The sequence below is a fragment of the Streptomyces sp. NPDC002835 genome (genome assembly GCF_053591995.1).
On sequence record NZ_JBSFUW010000008.1, the window covers coordinates 236,870 to 254,920 of the forward strand.

An 18,051-nucleotide genomic window follows, 5' to 3' on the forward strand; every position below is an offset into this window, starting at 1 on the left:
GTCGGGGCGGGAGGTTAGGGTAGCCACCGTAAGGCACTCGCGGGAGCCCGGACGCACCGGGCTGAGAGGGAGGCTGACCGGCCTCCGACCGTACGAACCTGATCCGGGTCATGCCGGCGAAGGGAGGGGCTGGACGCCCATGTCGTCTCGTACACCACACACCCCCGACGTCCTTGTCGTGGGGGGCGGAATCATCGGCCTGGTCACGGCCTGGCGCGCGGCGCAGCGGGGTCTGCGGGTCACCGTCGCCGACCCGGAGCCGGGCGGCGGCGCGGCGCGGGTCGCCGCCGGCATGCTGGCCGCCGTCACCGAACTCCACTACGGCGAGCAGACGCTGCTCGGCCTCAACCTCGAATCGGCCCGCCGTTATCCGGCCTTCGTCGCCGAGCTGGAGGAGGCGAGCGGGCAGCGGGTGGGACACCGCTCCTGCGGCACGCTCGCCGTCGCCCTCGACGCCGACGACCGGGCGCATCTGCGCGAACTGCACGCGCTGCAGCGCCGTTCGGGCCTCGATTCCGAATGGCTCTCAGGCCGCGAGTGCCGCCGCCTCGAACCGATGCTGGCGCCCGGCGTACGCGGCGGGCTGCGGGTGGACGGCGACCACCAGGTCGACCCGCGGCGGCTGGCGGCGGCGCTCGTCGTCGCCTGCGAGCGGGCCGGCGTCGGCCTCCGCCGCACCTGGGCGGATCGGCTGCTCGTCGAGGGCGACCGGGCGGTGGGGGCGGTCCTCGCCGACGGCGCCGAAGTGCGCGCGGAACAGGTCGTGTTGGCGGGCGGCAGCCTGAGCGGCCGGCTGAAGGGCGTACCGGCGGACGTGGTGCCGCCCGTACGGCCGGTCAAGGGCCAGGTCCTGCGGCTGACCGTGCCGCAGCCGTACGCGCCGTTCCTGTCCCGCACGGTGCGCGCCGTTGTGCGCGGCAGCCATGTCTACCTCGTGCCGCGCGAGGACGGCGAGCTCGTCGTCGGCGCCACCAGCGAGGAACTCGGCTGGGACACGACGGTCACCGCGGGCGGGGTGTACGAGCTGCTGCGCGACGCGCACGAACTGGTGCCGGGCATCACCGAACTGCCCCTGGTGGAGACCCGCGCCGGACTGCGGCCGGGCTCGCCCGACAACGCCCCGCTGCTGGGCTTCACGGAGCTGCCGGGGCTGCTGCTGGCCACCGGGCACTACCGCAACGGGGTGCTGCTGACGCCCGTCACCGGCGACGTACTGGCTCAGGCGCTGCTGAGCGGCGAACTGCCGGAGGTGGCGCGGCCCTTCTCGCCGCGGCGCTTCGCGGCGGGGCCGGTTCTCGCGGACGCCGTTCTCGAGGAGCAGCCCGCATGAACGTCTCCGTCAGCATCTCCGTCAACGGCGAGGCGCGGGATCTCGCCGCGGGAACCACGCTGGACGCCGTCGTCGCGGAGCTCACCGCCGCGTCCTCGGGTGTCGCCGCGGCCGTCAACGAGACCGTCGTCCCGCGCGGCCAGTGGCCCGGCACCCGCCTCGGCGACGGTGACCGCGTCGAGATTCTCACCGCAGTGCAGGGAGGCTGAGCCGCCATGGCAGACGACCGCTTCACTCTCGCCGGTACCACGTTCGACTCCCGGCTGATCATGGGTACGGGCGGGGCACCCAGCCTCGACGTCCTCGAACGCTCCCTGGTCGCGAGCGGCACGGAGCTCACCACGGTGGCGATGCGCCGCCTCGACCCGACCGTCCAGGGGTCCGTCCTGTCGGTGCTGAACCGGCTCGGCATCCGGGTCCTGCCCAACACCGCGGGCTGCTTCACCGCCGGCGAGGCCGTCCTCACCGCGCGCCTGGCACGGGAGGCGCTGGGCACCGACTGGATCAAGCTCGAGGTCGTCGCGGACGAGCGGACCCTGCTGCCGGACGCGGTGGAACTGCTCGACGCGGCGGAGACTCTGGTCGACGACGGCTTCACGGTCCTGCCGTACACGAACGACGACCCGGTCCTCGCGAAGAAGCTGGAGGACGTGGGCTGCGCCGCGATCATGCCGCTCGGTTCGCCCATCGGGTCCGGGCTGGGCATCCGCAACCCCCACAACTTCCAGCTGATCACCGAGCAGGCGGGCGTGCCGGTGGTGCTCGACGCGGGCGCCGGCACGGCGTCGGACGCGGCGCTGGCGATGGAGCTGGGGTGCGCGGCGGTGATGCTGGCGTCGGCGGTGACGCGGGCGCAGGAGCCGGTCCTGATGGCGGAGGCGATGCGGCACGCGGTGGAGGCGGGGCGGCTGGCGTACCGGGCGGGGCGGATCCCCCGCCGCCACTTCGCCGAGGCGTCGTCCCCGACGGAGGGGCGCGCGGCGCTGGACCCGGAGCGGCCGGCGTTCTGAGGGAGCGGGGGCCGCGGGGTCGGGGGCGGGGTCGGGGGCGGCCGCTGCGCGGGGCTTGTCCCCTACCCGCCCCTTCCCGAAACCGGGCTCCGCGCGGTGGCCTCAATCGCCGGCCGGGCTTGAGTTGCCCGGCAACTTCAGCCTCGTCGGCGTTTGAGGCGCGGGGTTGGGGGCAGCGCCCCGGCATACGGGGCCCGCGGCTCCGGAACGGGGTCGCGTGCGTCACAGGTCGGCTGCAGTACCGCACCGCCTCCGCACGGGCCGTCCGGCCTGTCCGAGTCGGCTCGTAGAATCGGCGCGTGGATACGACCCTCCAGGACCCCCTCGTCGGGCAGGTGCTCGACGGCCGCTACCGAGTCGATGAGCGCATCGCCGTCGGCGGCATGGCCACGGTCTACCGGGCCGTCGACACCCGTCTCGACCGGGAGCTCGCGCTCAAGGTGATGCACCCGGATCTCGCCACGGACGCCACCTTCGTGGAGCGCTTCATCCGCGAGGCGAAGTCCGTGGCGCGGCTCGCGCACCCCAATGTCGTGGGCGTCTTCGACCAGGGCGCCCAGGGGGCGTACGTCTATCTGGCGATGGAGTACGTCGAGGGCTGCACCCTGCGTGACGTGCTGCGCGAGCGCGGCGCGCTGCGGCCGCGGGCCGCGCTGGACATCCTGGAGCCCGTGCTGGCGGCGCTCGGCGCCGCGCACCGGGCCGGTTTCGTGCACCGGGACATGAAGCCGGAGAACGTGCTGATAGGGGACGACGGCCGGGTCAAGGTCGCCGACTTCGGTCTCGTACGGACCGTCGGGTCGGTGACGAACACCTCCGGCACGGTCCTGGGCACCGTCTCCTACCTCGCCCCGGAGCAGATCGAGTACGGCACCGCCGACACCCGCGCCGATGTGTACGCGTGCGGGGTGGTCCTCTACGAGATGCTGACCGGCACCAAGCCGCACGCGGGCGACACCCCGGCGCAGGTGCTCTTCCAGCATCTGAACGCCGACATGCCGGCGCCGTCCGCGCTCTTCCCCGGACTCGCCGTCGAACTGGACGAGCTGGTGGCGACGGCGACCGCCCGTAATCCCGACGTACGCCCGCACGACGCGGTGGAGCTGCTTGCCCGTACGCGTGAGGCTCGCGCGGCGCTCACCGCAGACCAGCTGGACGCGGCGCCCCCGCAGGCCGGGCCGGAGGACGCGGCGGGCTCCGACGAGGACCGTACGGACGTGATCCCGCGGGCGCTCCCCCGCGAGGAGCCCGGCGTGCACCACACGGCGCGGCTGATCCTGCCGCCCCCGGAGCCGCCGGAGCGCGAACCGGTCCGCGCGGCCGGCCGGCGCGCCCCGCTGTCCCGCCGCGGCCTGGTCACGCTGCTGATCGCGGTGGTCGCCGTGCTCGGTGTCGGCGCGGGCGTCTGGTACATCAACTCGGGCCAGTTCACCCGGGTACCGGCCCTGATCGGCAAGAGCGAGACGGAGGCCCGGCAGGCCCTCGACAAGGCCGGACTCGACGTGAAGTCGGTCCGCCGCGATTTCAGCGAGACCGTCGCCCGCGGCACCGTCATCAAGACGGACCCGGGCACGAACGAACGGATACGGGGCAACGACTCCGTGACGATCACGATCTCCCGCGGCCCGAAGATCGTGAAGGTACCGCGGCTGGAGAACAAGCCCCTGGCGCAGGCCGAGCGCGAGCTGCGCGCCGCCGGACTCGCGCCGGGTGTGGTGACCAGGGAGTTCGACGAGAGCGTCGCCCAGGGCGCGGTGATCCGCACCGACCCGGCCGCGGGCAGCAGCCGCAGCCCCGACACGGCGGTCTCGATCGTGGTCAGCAAGGGCGCCCCGATCGACGTGCCGGATGTGACGGGCGACGCCGTCGAGGAGGCGACCGCCGAGCTCGAGGAGGCGGGGCTGAAGGTCGAGGTGGCCGAGGAGCGGATCCATTCGGCCGAGGAGGCCGGTGCGGTCGCCCGGCAGTCGGCGGCCGAGGGCACCCGGCTGGCCCACGGTGACACGGTCACGCTCACCGTCTCCAAGGGCCCCCGGATGGTCCAGGTCCCCGATGTGGTCGGTGACCAGGTCGACGAGGCCACGGCCGAGCTGGAGGAGGCGGGCTTCGTGGTGAAGGCCGAGAAGAACTTCCCGTTCCTCGGCGACAAGGTCGAGAGCCAGTCCGTCGAGGGCGGCGGCCGGGCGCCCGAGGGCAGCACCATCACCATCAAGATCAAGGGACTCTGACTCTGATGCGCAACCCTGTCGGCGGCCACGTCCCCGTGGCCGGCGGCCTCGCCACGACCGGACTCGCCTACGCACGGGAGCTGGGGGCGGAGGCCGTGCAGGTCTTCGTGGCCAATCCGCGGGGCTGGGCCACGCCCAAGGGCAACCCGGCACAGGACGAGAAGTTCCGCACCGAGTGCGCCGCGGAGTCCCTCTCGGCCTGGGTCCATGCCCCGTATCTGATCAACTTCGGCTCGCACACCGAGGCCACGGCCGAGCAGTCCGTCCTCTCGCTGCGGCACTCGCTGCGCAGGGCGCGGGAGATCGGCGCGCTGGGCGTGGTGGTGCACACCGGTTCCGCTACGGGCGGCCGCCCCCGCGAGGTGGCGCTGGCGCAGGTGCGGGAGCGGCTGCTGCCGCTGCTGGACGAGCTGACGCACGACGACGACCCGTTCCTGCTCCTGGAGTCGACGGCCGGACAGGGCTCCTCGCTCTGCTCGCGGACCTGGGACTTCGGTCCGTACTTCGAGGCGCTCGACGCCCACCCCAGGCTGGGCGTCTGCCTGGACACCTGCCACATCTACGCGGCCGGGCACGACCTGGCGGCTCCCGGCGGGGTGAAGGAGACCCTGGACCTGCTGGTGGACACCGTGGGTGAGGGCCGGCTGAAGCTGATCCACGCCAACGACTCGAAGGACGTGGCCGGAGCACACAAGGACCGTCACGAGAACATTGGCGCGGGACACATCGGTGCGGAGCCGTTCCGTGCGCTCATGTCGCATCCCGCCACCGCCGGGGTGCCCCTGGTGATTGAGACCCCCGGCGGCAAGGAGGGGCACGCGGCGGACGTGGCGCGGCTGAAGCAACTTCGCTGACCTCCCGGGAATACCCCCAGGGGGTATGCGGTTTCTCCTGATGTCGACAGGAACCGCTACCGGACGCTGGGGGCACGCCATGCAGCACGACACACACGCCGGGCACACGGATCACACCACTCACGCCAATCACACCGGCCACGCCCACCCGCACGGCGAGGGCAAGGTCAGCTGGGGCATGGCGGCCAAGGCGACCCTGCACTGCCTCACCGGCTGCGCCATCGGCGAGGTGCTCGGCATGGTCATCGGCACGGCGCTGGGCTGGGGCAACGCGCCCACCATGGCCCTCGCCATCACCCTGGCCTTCTTCTTCGGCTACTCGCTGACCCTCTGGGCGGTCGTACGGGCCGGCCTGAGCCTGAAGGCCGCGATCGGCATCGCTCTCGCCGCCGACACCATCTCGATCACCGTCATGGAGATCGTGGACAACGGCGTACTGCTGCTGGTCCCGGGCGCGATGGACGCCCACCTGGCCGACTGGCTCTTCTGGAGCGCGCTGGCCTTCGCGTTCTTCGTCGCGTTCCTGGTCACCACGCCGGTGAACCGGTGGATGATCAGCCGGGGCAAGGGGCACGCGGTGGTCCACCGGTACCACCACTGAGCCGTGCCGCAGACGGCAAGGACCGGCCCGGGGCTCAGAGCTCCGGGCCGTCCCCCGGTTCCTCCTGGTAGGAGTAACGCTGCTCCCGCCAGGGGTCGCCGACGTTGTGGTAGCCCCGCTCCTCCCAGAAGCCGCGGCGGTCGGACGTCATGTACTCCACGCCGCGGACCCACTTGGGGCCCTTCCAGGCGTACAGATGCGGCACCACCAGCCGCAGCGGAAAGCCGTGCTCGGCGGTGAGCAGTTCACCGTCCTTGTGGGTGGCGAAGATCGTGCGGTCGGCGGTGAAGTCCGAGAGGCGCAGATTGGCACTGAATCCGTACTCCGCCCAGACCATCACATGGCTCACGGCGGGCGCGGGCGGTGCGAGCTCCACGATCGTGCGGGCGGGCACACCGCCCCATTCGGCCCCCAGCATGCTGAACTTCGTCACGCAGTGGAGATCGCCCTCGACGGTCGAGAACGGCAGCGCCGAGAACTCCTCGTGGCTCCAGCAGTGCTTCTCACCGTCGGCCGTGGCGCCGAAGACCCTGAACTCCCAGCGGTCCGGCTTGAACTTGGGCACGGGCCCGTAATGGGTGACGGGCCAGCCTCGCTGCAGTCGCTGTCCCGGCGGAAGCTCGGACTCCTCTGGTGCGCGGTATTCCCGGCTCTCCGGCTGACCCATGCCTCCAATGGTGACAGACCGGGAGGGGTGGTCATGACCAGGTCTGGCCCGATTCGGGCAACTCCTACTAAGCGTGCACTTACTGGACGACCTGTGACCGTGGTGCGAGGATGCGCGAACCTGCCCAGACATACGCACGGAAGGAGCCTCTGCAATGCAGGGCGACCCCGAGGTCATCGAGTTCCTCAATGAGCAGCTGACTGCCGAATTGACCGCGATCAACCAGTACTTCCTGCACGCGAAGATGCAGGAGAACTTCGGCTGGACGAAGCTCGCCAAGTACACCCGTGCCGAGTCCTTCGACGAGATGAAGCACGCGGAGGTGCTCACCGACCGGATCCTCTTCCTGGACGGCCTGCCGAACTACCAGCGGCTGTTCCATGTACGCGTCGGGCAGACGGTCACCGAGATGTTCCAGGCCGACCGGCAGGTCGAGGTCGAGGCCATCGACCGCCTCAAGCGCGGCATCGAGGTGATGCGCACGAAGGGGGACATCACCTCGGCGAACATCTTCGAGTCGATCCTCGCCGACGAGGAGCACCACATCGACTACCTCGACACCCAGCTGGAGCTGGTCGACAAGCTCGGTGAGGCGCTCTACATCGCACAGCTGATCGAGCAGCCGGAGGGCTAGCCGGGAAGGTGGCCGGGAGCCGGAGGGCTACGCCGCTTCGTCGAGCGCCGGACGGGTGCCGGCCGCGTCGGCGGCCAGTACCGAGGCGCTGTTGCCCTGGTCGAGCAGCTCGCGGCGGGGGCACGCGCCGCGGCCGAGAATCCCCTGGATGCGCCGCACGCACGAACCGCAGTCGGTGCCCGCCTTGGAGACGGACGCTATCTGGCGGGGGGTGCATGCGCCGGCGTCCGCGTGCTCCTTGACCTGCTTCTCCGTGATGCCGAAGCACGAGCAGACGTACACGCGGTTCACCTCCCGGCAGGGTCGTTTCGGTCGCCCCGTACCGACTGCTCGGTGAGGCTAACCTAACCTTACCCGCCGTCCCCGGACGGCAAAAGTCCCGGACATGCCAGTGGGGCGTGGATCACAGCTCCACGCCCCACTGTCATGGGTCCACTACTGGTCGCGGTACATCTCCGCCACCAGGAAGGCCAGGTCCAGCGACTGGCTGCGGTTGAGCCGGGGGTCGCAGGCCGTCTCGTAGCGCTGGTGCAGATCGTCGACGAAGATCTCGTCGCCGCCGCCCACGCACTCGGTGACGTCGTCACCGGTGAGCTCGACGTGGATGCCGCCCGGGTGGGTGCCGAGCGCCTTGTGGACCTCGAAGAAGCCCTTGACCTCGTCGAGCACGTCGTCGAAGCGGCGCGTCTTGTGCCCGGACGCCGCCTCGAAGGTGTTGCCGTGCATCGGGTCGGTCACCCAGGCCACCGTCGCACCGGAGGCCGTGACCTTCTCGACCAGCTCGGGGAGCTTGTCGCGGACCTTGTCGGCGCCCATGCGGACGATGAAGGTCAGCCGGCCGGGCTCCCGGTCGGGGTCGAGCCGGTCGACGTAGGTCAGCGCCTCGTCCACCGTCGTCGTCGGCCCGAGCTTGATGCCGATCGGGTTGCGGATCTTGGAGGCGAACTCGATGTGCGCGCCGTCCAGCTGGCGGGTGCGCTCACCGATCCAGACCATGTGGCCCGAGGTGTTGTACAGGCTGCCGGTGCGGGAGTCCGTGCGGGTCAGAGCGCCCTCGTAGTCCAGCAGCAGGGCCTCGTGGGAGGCGTAGAACTCGACCGTGCGGAACTCGGCCGGGTCGGTGCCGCACGCCTTCATGAAGCTGAGCGCGTTGTCGATCTCGCGGGCCAGCTGCTCGTAGCGCTGGCCGGACGGGGACGACTTCACGAAGTCCTGGTTCCAGGCGTGCACCTGGCGCAGGTCGGCGTAGCCGCCGGTGGTGAAGGCGCGGACCAGGTTGAGCGTCGAGGCGGAGGCGTTGTACATCCGCTTCAGGCGCTCGGGGTCCGGGATACGGGCCGCCTCGGTGAAGTCGAAGCCGTTGACGGAGTCGCCGCGGTAGGTCGGCAGGGTCACGCCGTCGCGGGTCTCCGTGGGCTTGGAGCGCGGCTTCGAGTACTGGCCGGCGATACGGCCGACCTTCACCACCGGCACCGACGCGGCGTAGGTGAGGACCGCGCCCATCTGGAGCAGGGTCTTGAGCTTGGCCCGGATCTGGTCGGCGGACACGGCGTCGAACGACTCGGCGCAGTCGCCGCCCTGGAGCAGGAACGCCTCGCCCTTGGCGACGGCTCCCATCCGGGCGCGCAGCTGGTCGCACTCGCCCGCGAAGACGAGCGGCGGATACGACTCGAGGTCCGCGACTACTTCGCGCAGCGCCTCGGCATCGGGGTACTCGGGCTGCTGCGCCGCGGGCAGGTTTCGCCAGGTGTTGCCACCGGCGGGGGTGGTCTTAGCGTTCACGGTCACGTCGTCAACATTACGGGGTCCGGATGGGCGTCCAAGCCGTCGCTCACCCAGTGAGACAGCCGTGCGCACGGGCACGCCGGGGACGCGTACCCCGGAACACGGCCACGGCGCCGGGCGCGGATGGGTTAGGGTCGGCGGCATGTTGGCGCAGCAGGCACAGAGCTGGTGGTGGACCGCACACTCGGCGGCCCACTGACACATCGCGCGCAGCATCCGATCGCGAAGGCCGCCCGAGGGGCGGCCTTCAGTCTTTCCCGCACTCGGCGGGGACCGGCCGTTCCTCCCGTCCGGAAGGAACCGACCGCATGATCATCGACAGACTGCTCGAGGACGACTGCCCTCCCTTCGCGCTGCTCCGCCGGCGCACCCCCGGCCATGACCACGACACCGTCGAGGTCATGATCGGCGAGGTGCGGGAGGTGGAGCGGCTCGCCGCCGTCCCGGTGGGCGAGGGGCCCTCACTCGCGCTCGTCCCGTTCCGCCAGATCGCGGAGCGCGGCTTCGACGTCGCCGACGACGGGACGCCGTTGTCGGTGCTGGTCGCCGACGAGTGCCACCGGCTGCCGCTCGCCGAGGCGCTGGCCGCGCTCCCCCGCCGTGCCGTGCGCGTGGAGGGCGGGGAGTTCGACGTCGACGACGAGGAGTACGCGGGCATCGTCCGCCGCGTCATCGACGACGAGATCGGCCGCGGCGAGGGCGCGAACTTCGTCGTCCGCCGCACCTTCACCGGCCGGCTCCCCGGCTTCGGCCGCGCCGACGCGCTGGCGCTGTTCCGCCGGCTGCTGACCGGTGAGCGGGGCGCGTACTGGACGTTCGTCGTGCACACCGGCGAGCGCACGCTGGTCGGCGCGAGCCCGGAGGTGCATGTGCGCATGAGCGGCGGCACGGTCGTGATGAATCCGATCAGCGGCACCTTCCGCTATCCGCCCGAGGGGCCCACCGCCGAGGCGCTGCTCGGCTTCCTGGGCGACCGGAAGGAGCGCGACGAGCTCTCCATGGTGGTCGACGAGGAGCTGAAGATGATGTGCACGGTCGGCGACATGGGTGGGGGTCCCACCACGCCCCCAGGGCGTAGGGGGAGTGTGGTGGTGGGGCCCCGGCTGAAGGAGATGGCTCATCTGGCGCACACCGAGTACGAGTTGCGGGGGCGCTCCACCCTCGATGTGCGCGAGGTGCTGAAGGAGACCATGTTCGCGGCCACGGTCACCGGCTCGCCGGTGCAGAACGCCTGCCGGGTCATCGAGCGCCACGAGGTGGGCGGGCGCGGCTACTACGGGGGCGCGCTGGCGCTGATCGCGCAGGACGCGGGCGGCGCGCAGACGCTGGACTCGCCGATCCTGATCCGCACCGCCGACATCGACGCCGCCGGAACGCTGCGGGTGCCGGTCGGGGCCACGCTGGTGCGGCACTCCGACCCGGCGGGCGAGGTCGCGGAGACCCACGCCAAGGCGGCCGGGGTGCTGGCCGCGCTGGGGGTGCGGCCGGGCCCGGCCCGCACGGAGGCTCCGGTCGCGCGGCTGGCCGACGATCCGCGGGTGCGGGCGGCCCTGGACTCCCGCCGGGCGGGCCTCGCCCCCTTCTGGCTGCGGATGCAGGAGCAGACGGCGCGGCTCTCGGGGCACGCCCTGGTCGTCGACGGGGAGGACACCTTCACCGCCATGCTGGCGCATCTGCTGCGCTCGACCGGCCTGGAGGTGACGGTCCTGCCCTTCGACGAGCCGGGGATGCGGGAGCGGGTGCTCGCGCACCGGGGGCCGGTGGTGCTCGGGCCGGGTCCCGGCGATCCGGCCGACGGCTCCGATCCGAAGATGCGCTTCCTGCGGGAGCTCGCGGCCGACCTGCTGAAGGGGCACCGGCACGGTCTGCTGGGCGTGTGCCTCGGCCATGAGGTGCTGGCCGCGGAGCTGGGCCTGGAGATCGTGCGCAAGGACGAGCCGTACCAGGGGGCGCAGGAGCGGATCGACTTCTTCGGGCGCCCGGAGACGGTCGGCTTCTACAACAGCTTCACCGCGCGCTGCGACGAGGCCGCCGCCGCGGAACTGGCCGCGCACGGGATCGAGCTCAGCCGGGACGCGGCGACCGGGGACGTCCACGCGCTGCGCGGCGCGGGCTTCGCGTCCGTGCAGTTCCATCCGGAGTCGGTGCTGACCATGGACGGCGCGGCGCTGACGGCGTCGCTGCTGGCGGGTGTGCTGGTCGGCTGAGAGCCGGGGTCAGGGGGCCGACGCGACGGGGACGAGCACGTTCTCGCCGCGCCGGCCCGCGAGGTAGTCCGCGATGTTCCGGGCGGTGGTGTCCACGATCTGGACGACCGCGTCCACGGTGTAGTACGCCTGGTGGGAGGTGACCAGCACGTTGGGGAAGGTCATCAGCCGGGCCAGGGTGTCGTCGTCGACCGCCTCCATGGACTTGTCGAGGAAGAACAGCCCGGCCTCCGCCTCGTACACGTCGAGGCCCACGCCCGAGAAGCGGCCCTTGCGCAGTTCGCCGACGAGGGCGTCGCTGTCGATGAGGCCGCCGCGGCTGGAGTTCACCAGGATCGCGTCGTCCTTCATCGCGCGCAGTTCCCGGGCGCCGATCAGATGCCGGGTGGCGGGCAGCAGCGGTACGTGCAGGCTGACCAGGTCCGCGGCGGCGAGGAGTTCGCCCTTGTCGACGTACTTCATACCGAGGTCGACGCAGACGGGGTTGGGGGCGACGTCCAGGCCGAGCAGCCGCATCCCGAAGCCGTGGGCGATCCGGGTGAACGCCTCGCCGATCTTGCCGGTGCCGATCACGCCGGCGGTGCGGCCGCGCAGGTCGCGGCCCATCAGTCCGTCGAGCCGGAAGTCGAAGTCGCGGGTGCGGTTGGCGGCGCGGACGATACGCCGGTTGACGGCCATGGCCAGCGTCCAGGCGAACTCGGCGACGGAGTACGGCGAGTAGTACGACACCCGGGCGACGGTGAGGCCGAGCCCGCCGGCCACGTCGAGATCGATGTTGTTGAAGCCGGTGGAGCGCTGGGCGATCATCTTCGTCCCGCCGGCGGCGAGGGTCCGCAGCACCTCGGCGTCCAACTGTGCGTTGACGCTGGTGGAGATCACCTCGTGGCCGGCGGCGATGGCGGCGGTGTCCGCGTCGAGAAACACCTGAAGGCACCGCACGTCCTCGGGGAGATCCGCGAAGGCCCGCTCGATGAGCGGCTGTTCGTCGGCCTGGACACCGAAGGCGAGGATTTCCACGTTCTCTCCCGGTTCACGAGCTGTGGGCCGGATACCCGCGTATATCCGGATGCGGCGAATATACGGCCCACCGCCGTGTCAGCCGAAGAAGACGCCGACCTCCTCGTAGAGCTTCGGGTCGACCGTCTTGAGCCTGGCCGTCGCCTCCGCGATCGGGACCCGGACGATGTCGGTGCCCTGGAGCGCGACCATCTTGCCGAAGTCGCCGTCGCGCACCGCGTCGACGGCGTGCAGCCCGAAGCGGGTGGCCAGCCAGCGGTCGAAGGCGCTCGGAGTGCCGCCGCGCTGGACATGGCCGAGGACGGTGGTGCGGGCCTCCTTGCCCGTACGGTTCTCGATCTGCTTGGCCAGCCACTCCCCCACGCCGGAGAGCCGGACATGGCCGAAGGAGTCGAGCGTGCCGTCCTTGAGGACCGCGTCGCCGTCCTTGGGCACGGCGCCCTCCGCGACGACCACGATCGGGGCGTAGCTCGACCGGAAGCGGGAGGTGACCCAGGCGCAGACCTGGTCGACGTCGAAGCGCTGCTCGGGGATGAGGATGACGTTCGCGCCGCCCGCGAGGCCCGAGTGGAGGGCGATCCAGCCCGCGTGACGGCCCATCACCTCCACGACGAGGACGCGCATGTGGGACTCGGCGGTGGTGTGGAGCCGGTCGATCGCCTCGGTGGCGATGCCGACGGCCGTGTCGAAGCCGAAGGTGTAGTCGGTGGCGGACAGGTCGTTGTCGATGGTCTTGGGGACGCCGACGCAGGGGACGCCGTACTCGTCGTACAGCCGTGCCGCGACGCCGAGGGTGTCCTCGCCGCCGATCGCGACCAGGGCGTCCACCTCCTGCTTGGCCAGGTTCTCCTTGATCCGGCGGATGCCGTCCGCTTCGTTCAGCGGGTTGGTGCGGGAGGAGCCGAGGATCGTGCCGCCGCGGGGCAGGATGCCGCGGACGGCCGGGATGTCGAGCGGAACGGTGTCGCCCTCGAGCGGTCCGCGCCAGCCGTCGCGGTAGCCGGTGAACTCGTAGCCGTACTCCTGCACACCCTTGCGGACGAGGCCGCGGATGACCGCGTTGAGGCCGGGGCAGTCGCCGCCCCCGGTCAGTACTCCGACGCGCATGGAAAACTTCCCTTCGCCTGGTGAGCCTGTGACCGTCACGCTAATGGTGACGCAGGTCACTCAGGGATGCGCCGAATGGTCAATTCCTGTGGAATGCCGGGTCGTTGGCCGAGCACCGTTCACTCGTAAGGGTGACCGTTCCGGGGGTGTCCGCGGCCTTGGTCAGGCGTCGTCCAGACCCCGCTCGATCGCGTACCGCACCAGCTCGACGCGGTTGTGCAGCTGAAGTTTGCCGAGGGTGTTCTGCACATGGTTCTGGACGGTGCGGTGCGAGATGACCAGCCGCTCCGCGATCTGCTTGTACGACAGGCCCTTGGCCACCAGGCGCAGCACCTCGGTCTCGCGCTCGGTGAGCTGCGGCGCCTTCGGCTCGTCGCCGCCGGCCGCCGGCACGGGCTCGGAGGCGAGGCGCCGGTACTCGCCGAGGACCAGACCCGCGAGGCCCGGCGTGAAGACGGGATCGCCGACGGCCGTGCGGCGCACGGCGTCCGTCAGCTCCTCGGTGCTGGCCGACTTCAGCAGATAGCCGGTGGCGCCCGACTTCACCGCCTCCAGGACGTCGGCGTGCTCACCGCTGGCGGACAGCACCAGCACCCGCAGCCCGGGCAGGGCGGCGACGAGCTCCTTGCACACCTGCACGCCCGGCATCTTGGGCAGGTTGAGGTCCAGTACGAGCACATCGGGGGTGACCGCCCTGGCCCGGCGGACGGCCTGCGCGCCGTCGCCCGCGGTGCCGACGACGTCGAACCCCGCCGCGGCCAGGTCGCGGGCGACCGCGTCCAGCCACATCGGGTGGTCGTCGACCACCATCACTCTGATCGTCTGCTGCTCGGTCATCTTCCTGCCTTCCCCCGTGGGATCCTCAGCTCAACTTCCGTGCCCTGGCCGGGGACCGAGACCAGCTCGGCCGTCCCGCCGAGATCCCGCAGCCGCCCCTGGATGGACTGGGCGACGCCGAGCCGGCCCTCCCCCTCCGCCTGCGCGAGCCTGCCCTCCGCGATGCCGGGACCGTCGTCCCGGACCGTCACGATCACCTCGTGGGGCCAGTCCTCGACCAGGATCCACGCCTGGGCGCCGTCCCCCGCGTGCTTGCGCACATTGTCCAGGGCGGCGCCGACAGCGGCCGCGAGCTCCCGCGCCGCCGCCCGGTCCATCAGCACCGGGGCGCCCGGCTCCGACAGCGTCACCCGCGACCCGGCGTGCGGGGAGAGCAGCGTCCGCAGATCGCACGGCGGCACCGGAGCGTCGTCGTCCGGTACGTCCACGACCCGTACGACCGCGCCCTGCGACTCGTCCTCCGACACCCGGGAGGCGGGGACCAGACCGCCGGCGACCAGGCTGCGCAGCGCGACCTCCTGCTCACCGGCCATCCGGCCGAGCTCCGCGGCCTCGCCGCCGAGCGCGTTGCCGCGCCGCTGCACCATCGCAAGGACCTGAAGGACGCTGTCGTGGATGTCGCGCGCCAGCCGCTCCCGCTCGCGGGTCGCGGCCTCGATCTCCAGGGCGCGGGCGAGAGTGCGTTCGGAGGCGCGGGCCACCTCGACGACGTAACCGATGGCTATGGAGGCGACCCACACCAGCAGCACGTTGTGGAAGGTGTCCCGGCTCGGCTCGCCCCGCTCGACGATGTTGGCGACGGCGACGAAAGAGGACGCGAACCCGGCCCAGCGCCAGCCGCCCTTGATGGCGAAGGCGAGCACCGAGCCGGCCGTCCAGATCGTCGGGAGGGTCGGGCCGTCCTGGGTCTGGGCCTGGGCGTCGGCCAGCGGGGTGAGAAGGATGCCCGTCAGCGCGATCGTCAGGTCCGCCGCCAGGAAGCCCTTGGTGCAGCGGGCCGCGTTCGCGACCTTGGGGAGGGTGACGAGGGTCCACACGGCCATCACCGCGAGGAAGCAGACCGCGACCATGGGCCGCTCGAACTTCTGCCGGGTGAAGACGAACAGCAGCACCGCGTAGACCATGGTCAGTACGCGGTATGCGGTCAGCGCACGCCACAGCGGCAGCTCGACGGACATCCGCACGACGCGCTCGCGCTTGGCCATGACCCCCACCACACCCCGTACCGGTACCGCGGCCCGGCTCAGGCGGCCGGCCGCTGGGACTTCTTCGCCTTCTCGGCCTTCTCCGCCTCGGCGCGGGCGGCCTTCGCGGCCTTCTCCTCGTCGGCGATGCGGCGCTTCGCGGCCGTCGCGTAGATATCGACGTACTCCTGGCCGGAGAGCTTCATGATCTCGTACATGACCTCGTCGGTCACCGAACGCAGGATGAAGCGGTCGCCCTCCATGCCGTGGTAGCGGCTGAAGTCCAGCGGCTTGCCGATCCGGATGCCCGGGCGCATCAGCTTGGGGACGACCTTGCCGGGGGGCTGGATCTTCTCGGTGTCGATCATCGCGACGGGGATCACCGGCGCGCCGGTGGCGAGCGCCACGCGCGCGAGCCCGCCGGGCTTGCCCCGGTAGAGACGGCCGTCCGGGGAGCGGGTGCCCTCCGGGTAGATGCCGAACAGACCACCGGACTCGATGACGTCGATACCGGCCTTGATCGCCGCCTCACCCGCGCCGCGGGCGCCCGAGCGGTCGACGGGGAGCTGGCCGACGCCCTTGAAGAAGGCGGCCGTCATCCTGCCCTTCACACCGGGCGAGGTGAAGTACTCGGCCTTCGCGATGAACGTCACCTTGCGGTCCAGCACCGCGGGGAGGAAGAACGAGTCGGAGAACGACAGATGGTTGCTCGCGAGGATCGCGGGACCCTCGGCGGGAACGTTCTCCAGACCCTCCACCCAGGGCCTGAAGGCAAGCTTGAGCGAGCCTCCGATGGAGAACTTCATGGCGCCGTAGATCAACTCGAATGCCTCCTGTTGCTGTCGAACAGACCTTAACCCGCCCGCCGCTCCCGGTCCCCGCGCCGGGGTCATGTCACATCCGGCCCGCCGTGCGGCTACGGCCCTGGTCGGTGTCGGTCCGGTCGCGTACCGTGAAGTACACCCTTCACCCCTCCCGCACAACCTCGTACCGCCCACGCCACGTACGACCCGCCTCGTACGCCTCACGCCTCGTACACCTCACGAACAGGAGACCCCCGGTGCCGGTGCTTCCCGGAGCCGAGCCCTACCGCCACGAAGGCGGCCAGGTCGGCGTTCTTCTCTGTCATGGATTCACCGGCTCCCCCCAGTCGCTGCGGCCCTGGGCCGAATACCTGGCGGAGCGGGGGCTCACCGTCTCCCTCCCGCTGCTGCCCGGCCACGGCACGCGCTGGCAGGACATGCAGGTCACCGGCTGGCAGGACTGGTACGCGGAGGTGGACCGCGAGCTGCGGGCGCTCCAGGAGCGCTGCGAGGCGGTCTTCGTCTTCGGCCTCTCCATGGGCGGTGCGCTCACGCTCCGGCTGGCCGCCAAGCACGGTGACGCGGTACGGGGCATTGTCGTGGTCAACCCGGCGAACAAGGTGCACGGCGCGATGGCGTCCCTGCTGCCCGTGGTCCGCCATCTGGTGCCCTCCACGAAGGGCCTGACCAGCGACATCGCCAAGGAAGGCGTCGAGGAGCTGGGATACGACCGGGTGCCGCTGCACGCCGCGCACTCGGTGCGGCAGTTCTTCCGGATGGTCGACGGGGAGCTGCCCCAGGTCACCCAGCCGATGCTGCTGCTGCACAGCCCCGAGGACCATGTGGTGCCGGCCGCCGACTCCGCACGGATCCTCAGCCGCGTCTCCTCCACGGACGTCACCGAGATCCTGCTGGAACAGAGCTACCACGTGGCGACGTTGGACCACGATGCGGAGCGGATCTTCGAGGAGAGTCACGCGTTCATCGACCGGCTCGCTCCGGGTGCGGGAACCTCGCCCGCGCCGGATTCCTTGGGAGGGAGCACGACCGGTGGCTGACCAGCACGACGCGGACCGCGAGCCGCAGCCGATCGACGAGGACGCCGCGTGGGCGGCAATCGTCGCCGGATACGGCGACGAGCCGTCCGACCCGCCGGGCGCGAAGCCGTTCAAGTCGGTGGAGGACCTGGCGCTGCTCGAGGGCGACATGAACGAGACGCCGGGGCGGCCGGCGCCGCAGCCCCCGCCCGAGGAGGACAAGCCGGCGCTCGGCAGCTCGGTGACCTTCGCGCCGGGCGTCGGCGGACCACGCGACTACCAGGTCGCGCAGCCGTCCGACGACGACTTCGACGACACCGACGAGGGCCACTTCGTCCCGCCGGAACCGCCGCCGCTGCCGGAGACCGACGTGACGGCCAGGTTCGCCTGGCTGGCGGTGATCGGCGGGCCGGTGCTGATGCTGGTCGCGGTGATCCTGCAGTGGGACATGAAGTGGTGGCTGACGACGCTGTGCGTCGGCGGCTTCCTGGGCGGCTTCGGCACGCTGGTGGCGCGGATGTCCCACGACGACGACGAGCCGGACGACCCGGGGCGGGGCGCGGTGGTGTGACGCGGGGCGGGGCCGGCCCGCTGCGCAGGGCGTGTTCCCCTACCCGCCCCTTCCCGAGACCGGGCTCTGCCCGGACCCGCGCCTCAAACGCCGGCCGGGCTTGAGTTGCCGGGCAACTCAAGCCCGGCCCGGGGTTTAGGGCCCCCCAAAGGAAAAGCGGGGGGGGGGGGGAGAGAGTG

General features: G+C 71.4%; 18 protein-coding genes and 1 riboswitch. Of the genes, 10 read left to right on the plus strand and 8 right to left on the minus strand.

Going from position 1 to position 18,051, the window contains the following annotated elements:
• Positions 1-29: 29 nt before the first annotated feature.
• Positions 30-142, plus strand: a riboswitch (TPP riboswitch).
• From thiO to ACWD01_RS11920, 6 genes are all read left to right on the plus strand, one after another.
• Positions 140-1,330, plus strand: a complete 1,191-nt coding sequence (thiO, locus tag ACWD01_RS11895; protein WP_451160669.1) for a glycine oxidase ThiO — start codon at positions 140-142, stop codon at positions 1,328-1,330. Its footprint overlaps the riboswitch before it by 3 nt.
• On the plus strand, positions 1,327-1,539 hold the full coding sequence (gene thiS / locus ACWD01_RS11900; protein ID WP_451160671.1) for a sulfur carrier protein ThiS: 213 nt from the start codon (positions 1,327-1,329) through the stop codon (positions 1,537-1,539). Before thiO ends, thiS begins: the two co-directional genes overlap by 4 nt.
• A 6-nt stretch (positions 1,540-1,545) precedes the next feature.
• Positions 1,546-2,340 carry a thiazole synthase gene (locus ACWD01_RS11905; protein ID WP_356892108.1) on the plus strand — a complete coding sequence of 265 codons (795 nt, stop codon included), beginning with the start codon at positions 1,546-1,548 and terminating at the stop codon, positions 2,338-2,340.
• A 299-nt stretch (positions 2,341-2,639) separates the two neighbouring features.
• Positions 2,640-4,568, plus strand: coding sequence for a Stk1 family PASTA domain-containing Ser/Thr kinase (gene pknB / locus ACWD01_RS11910; protein WP_451160673.1), 1,929 nt, complete (start codon positions 2,640-2,642; stop codon positions 4,566-4,568).
• 5 nt (positions 4,569-4,573) lie between these two features.
• Positions 4,574-5,422 (plus strand): deoxyribonuclease IV, encoded by an 849-nt coding sequence (locus tag ACWD01_RS11915; RefSeq protein WP_451160675.1) that lies wholly within the window; start codon positions 4,574-4,576, stop codon positions 5,420-5,422.
• Positions 5,423-5,501: 79 nt separating this feature from the next.
• Positions 5,502-6,023, plus strand: coding sequence for a DUF4396 domain-containing protein (locus ACWD01_RS11920; protein WP_451160677.1), 522 nt, complete (start codon positions 5,502-5,504; stop codon positions 6,021-6,023).
• Positions 6,024-6,057: 34 nt separating this feature from the next.
• On the opposite strand, the gene ACWD01_RS11925 is transcribed toward ACWD01_RS11920, so the two are convergent.
• Positions 6,058-6,690, minus strand: coding sequence for a sulfite oxidase-like oxidoreductase (locus ACWD01_RS11925; RefSeq protein ID WP_451160679.1), 633 nt, complete (start codon positions 6,688-6,690; stop codon positions 6,058-6,060).
• Positions 6,691-6,844: 154 nt separating this feature from the next.
• Between ACWD01_RS11925 and bfr the strand changes: the two genes are divergently transcribed.
• Positions 6,845-7,324, plus strand: coding sequence for a bacterioferritin (gene bfr, locus ACWD01_RS11930; protein WP_451160681.1), 480 nt, complete (start codon positions 6,845-6,847; stop codon positions 7,322-7,324).
• 27 nt (positions 7,325-7,351) lie between these two features.
• Here the strand turns inward: bfr and ACWD01_RS11935 are convergent, their stop codons facing one another.
• Together ACWD01_RS11935 and ACWD01_RS11940 are read right to left on the minus strand one after the other, a co-directional pair.
• A complete protein-coding gene (locus ACWD01_RS11935) occupies positions 7,352-7,615 on the minus strand; it encodes a (2Fe-2S)-binding protein (RefSeq protein ID WP_451160683.1) in 264 nt (87 codons plus the stop codon).
• A gap of 144 nt (positions 7,616-7,759) precedes the next feature.
• On the minus strand, positions 7,760-9,112 hold the full coding sequence (locus tag ACWD01_RS11940; protein WP_451160685.1) for a class II 3-deoxy-7-phosphoheptulonate synthase: 1,353 nt from the start codon (positions 9,110-9,112) through the stop codon (positions 7,760-7,762).
• A gap of 305 nt (positions 9,113-9,417) precedes the next feature.
• Here ACWD01_RS11940 and ACWD01_RS11945 point away from each other — a divergent pair, with 305 nt between their 5' ends.
• The gene (locus ACWD01_RS11945) at positions 9,418-11,316 is read left to right on the plus strand and encodes an anthranilate synthase family protein (RefSeq protein WP_451160687.1); all 1,899 of its coding nucleotides are present in this window, start codon (positions 9,418-9,420) and stop codon (positions 11,314-11,316) included.
• A gap of 9 nt (positions 11,317-11,325) precedes the next feature.
• On the opposite strand, the gene ACWD01_RS11950 is transcribed toward ACWD01_RS11945, so the two are convergent.
• The 5 genes from ACWD01_RS11950 to ACWD01_RS11970 all read right to left on the minus strand — a co-directional run bounded on the left by ACWD01_RS11950 (position 11,326) and on the right by ACWD01_RS11970 (position 16,282).
• Entirely contained in the window at positions 11,326-12,333 is a 1,008-nt protein-coding gene (locus ACWD01_RS11950) for a 2-hydroxyacid dehydrogenase (RefSeq protein ID WP_451160689.1), read from the minus strand.
• Positions 12,334-12,411: 78 nt separating this feature from the next.
• On the minus strand, positions 12,412-13,440 hold the full coding sequence (locus ACWD01_RS11955; protein WP_451160691.1) for a 6-phosphofructokinase: 1,029 nt from the start codon (positions 13,438-13,440) through the stop codon (positions 12,412-12,414).
• 162 nt (positions 13,441-13,602) lie between these two features.
• Entirely contained in the window at positions 13,603-14,277 is a 675-nt protein-coding gene (locus ACWD01_RS11960) for a response regulator (RefSeq protein WP_451160693.1), read from the minus strand.
• The gene (macS, locus tag ACWD01_RS11965; protein ID WP_451160695.1) at positions 14,274-15,482 is read right to left on the minus strand and encodes a MacS family sensor histidine kinase; all 1,209 of its coding nucleotides are present in this window, start codon (positions 15,480-15,482) and stop codon (positions 14,274-14,276) included. Before macS ends, ACWD01_RS11960 begins: the two co-directional genes overlap by 4 nt.
• A gap of 38 nt (positions 15,483-15,520) precedes the next feature.
• Positions 15,521-16,282 carry a lysophospholipid acyltransferase family protein gene (locus tag ACWD01_RS11970; RefSeq protein WP_451160697.1) on the minus strand — a complete coding sequence of 254 codons (762 nt, stop codon included), beginning with the start codon at positions 16,280-16,282 and terminating at the stop codon, positions 15,521-15,523.
• Positions 16,283-16,521: 239 nt separating this feature from the next.
• On the opposite strand from ACWD01_RS11970, the gene ACWD01_RS11975 reads away from it, so the two are divergent.
• On the plus strand, positions 16,522-17,322 hold the full coding sequence (locus ACWD01_RS11975) for an alpha/beta hydrolase (protein WP_451160699.1): 801 nt from the start codon (positions 16,522-16,524) through the stop codon (positions 17,320-17,322).
• Complete coding sequence (locus ACWD01_RS11980) at positions 17,213-17,872, plus strand: hypothetical protein (RefSeq protein ID WP_451160701.1); 660 nt, start codon at positions 17,213-17,215, stop codon at positions 17,870-17,872. Before ACWD01_RS11975 ends, ACWD01_RS11980 begins: the two co-directional genes overlap by 110 nt.
• Positions 17,873-18,051: the final 179 nt, after the last annotated feature.